Raw genomic sequence first — 2,546 nt, forward strand, 5'->3', positions numbered from 1 at the left:
CGGGCGCGGCGGGCGGCGCGGGAGCGGGCATCGCCGGTGCGGCTGTCATGGGTGCGCAGGTGGCCGGGCAGGGTGTGCAGTCGGCGAGTTCGGCGGTCGAATCCCAGGCCGGTGACGGCTGGGATGTCGATGTGCCTGGCCCGTTGGAGGTGCGGCGATGACCAGTCCTCGCATGTACGGAAGGTGGGAGAAACCGCGCTCGGCCGGGTTCTTCGGCATGACCTGGGGGGTGAGCATGCTCGCGCTTGCACTGCTGATCACCGTGATGGCTACCTTCATGCTCACCCGATCCATCCCCACAACGCTGATCGTGCTCGGCTGCGCCGCAATCGTTTTCACGCCCTTGGTGATCACGGTCGACGGTAGGAGCGGGTGGGAGACGGCGGTGTTGCGGGTCCAGTTCGCGACAGCGAAAGCGCGCGGTGAACTGGTGTATCGGTCGGGCCGGTTTTCCCGGATACCGGGTGTGGCGAGATTGCCTGGGCTGCTGGCTGATTCGCGGCTCGGGGAGTGGGAGACTCCTGGCGGGAAGCGGTTCGCGGTCATTCATGTTCGCCGTACCGATCACTGCACGGTGGTGCTGCGAGTGTTGCCGCGCGGCAAGGAGCTGGTCGACCAAGCTCAAATCGATGCCTGGGTGGCCGAGTACGGGCATTTCCTGGCCTCGCAGTCGCGTGGCGGTGAGGTCGTCGCGGTCACCGCGGTCCTGGAGACTGTCGCGGAAACCCATCTCAAGCAACGCCGCGAAGTCGCACGTCTGGTCCGGGCTGAGGCGCCGGAGTTCGCGCGGGCGGTGATGCGTGAGGCCGCCGCCGATATCGGCGGAGTCGGGGTGCGGATCGAGGCCCGCATCGCCATCACCTACCGCGCCATCGGCACCTCCCGCAAAACCCGGCGGGACCTACCGGAGCAGGCCCGCGAGATCGGACAGCGCCTGCAAGGCGTGCTGTCCCAACTGGCCCGCGCGGGACTGCCGGCCACGCCGTTGCAGGCGTGGGAGGTGCTGGGGCTGGTGCGGTCTCGCTACGACTTGGCAGCTCAACGCGACATCGAAGCCGCGGGCCCGGCGATCACCAAAACGCAGTCGTGGGACTCGGTGGGTCCGATCGCGCACGAGGACCGCTGGGACCATCTGGTGCACGACGGCGCGCGGTCGATCACCTGGGAAATGGACGCCCCACCGCGGGGCGCGGTGCTGGAAACCGGTCTGGAGGAGTTGCTGCGCCCGCGCTCCGATGTGCCACGCAAGCGGGTCGCGATCGTGTACCGCCTGCATTCGGCGGCCGAGGCCACCGACATCGTTGACGCCGACTTCCGGGACGCTTTGGCCGCCGAGCAGACCGAACGCGGCATCGCCTCGGCCGCCGCGTCCATCCGCGTCGACAACACCCGCGCCGCCCGCCAGGAACAAGCCCGCGGCGCCGGCCTCACCCGATTCGGGGTCCTGGTCACCGTCACCGACGTCCTCGACGCCGACCTGCCCGGCATCGAAACCTCGGTACGCACGATGACCGCGGCGTCGCGGCTGCGGGTGCGCCGCTGCTACGGCGCCCAAGCCGCCGCCTTCGCCGCCTCCCTCGGCATCGGCCTGATCCTGCCCGAGCACACCTCGATCTCGAAGCGGTTCAGCGCATGAATATCCGAGACCGCAAAAGCACGATCCGTCCGGCGCGGACGGCAAAGATGGCAGGGATTCGTGTGCTGACTCCACAGGCGCGTGCGAAGGAGGAAACGGCTGCTGCCGGTCGCGGCCTGGCCGCCGTGCGCGCTCGCTGGGCTCTGTCGAGTGACGATCACCGCCGCGCCACTGCCGCTCGGAGAGCAGAAGATTCGGTCCGTGACGGATTCGCGGTGTCCATGGCGAGTTTCACCGACCGCGGGTACCGCGGTGTCGGTGGAGGCCGCGCAACGGTAGTCCCGGCGACACCGGAATGGCGGGCGACGACGGTGCAGGTGGCCGGATTGTGGCCCTTCGCGGTCGGAGCGACCGCCCCGGTGGTGGGCTGTCCGGTCGGTTCGCATTTCGTGACCGGAGCGCCGGTGCATTTCGATCCGATGTCGTGGTTCGCCCGCGGATTCATCACCGCACCGATCGCATTCGTGTTGGCGCTCAACGGCTTCGGAAAATCCTCGTTGATCCGCCGCCTCGCGACGGGTGCGGTCGCGGCCGGGGAAACGGTGCTGTGCATGGGCGACACGAAACCCGACTACCGCGACCTCGTCGAAGCATTGGGCGGGCAGGTCGTCGACCTCGGTTACGGGCACGGCAGCATCAACCCCCTCGCCGTCGGCGCCCTCGGCACCATCATCGACCGACTCCCGGATCCGGATCAGCGCCGCCAGGTCGCCGCGCGAGTGGAAGCCGGGCAGGTCAACATCGTCGCCGGGCTGATCGAGCTGGTCCGCGGCTCCCGCGTCGCCGACTACGAAGAAACACTCATCGCCGCCAGCCTGCGCGAACTCTACAGTCCCGCTGGAGGATTCACCCCGCAGCGGCCGCCGCGGCTGTCGGATCTGCTGGCCACGATCTCCGGCGGCGCGCAGCG

Annotated in this window: 1 protein-coding gene and 1 pseudogene; both read left to right on the forward strand. The window is 69.0% G+C overall.

Translation table 11 applies throughout. From position 1 onward, the window contains the following. Positions 1 to 157: 157 nt before the first annotated feature. A complete protein-coding gene (locus A5780_RS13825) occupies positions 158 to 1,636 on the forward strand; it encodes an SCO6880 family protein (RefSeq protein WP_064908616.1) in 1,479 nt (492 codons plus the stop codon). Between the two features lie 215 nt (positions 1,637 to 1,851). Then, positions 1,852 to 2,546, forward strand: a pseudogene (locus A5780_RS13830) (hypothetical protein); the annotation flags it as partial.

Origin of the sequence: Nocardia sp. 852002-20019_SCH5090214 (assembly GCF_001665865.1) — a bacterium.
Lineage (GTDB): Bacteria > Actinomycetota > Actinomycetes > Mycobacteriales > Mycobacteriaceae > Nocardia > Nocardia nova.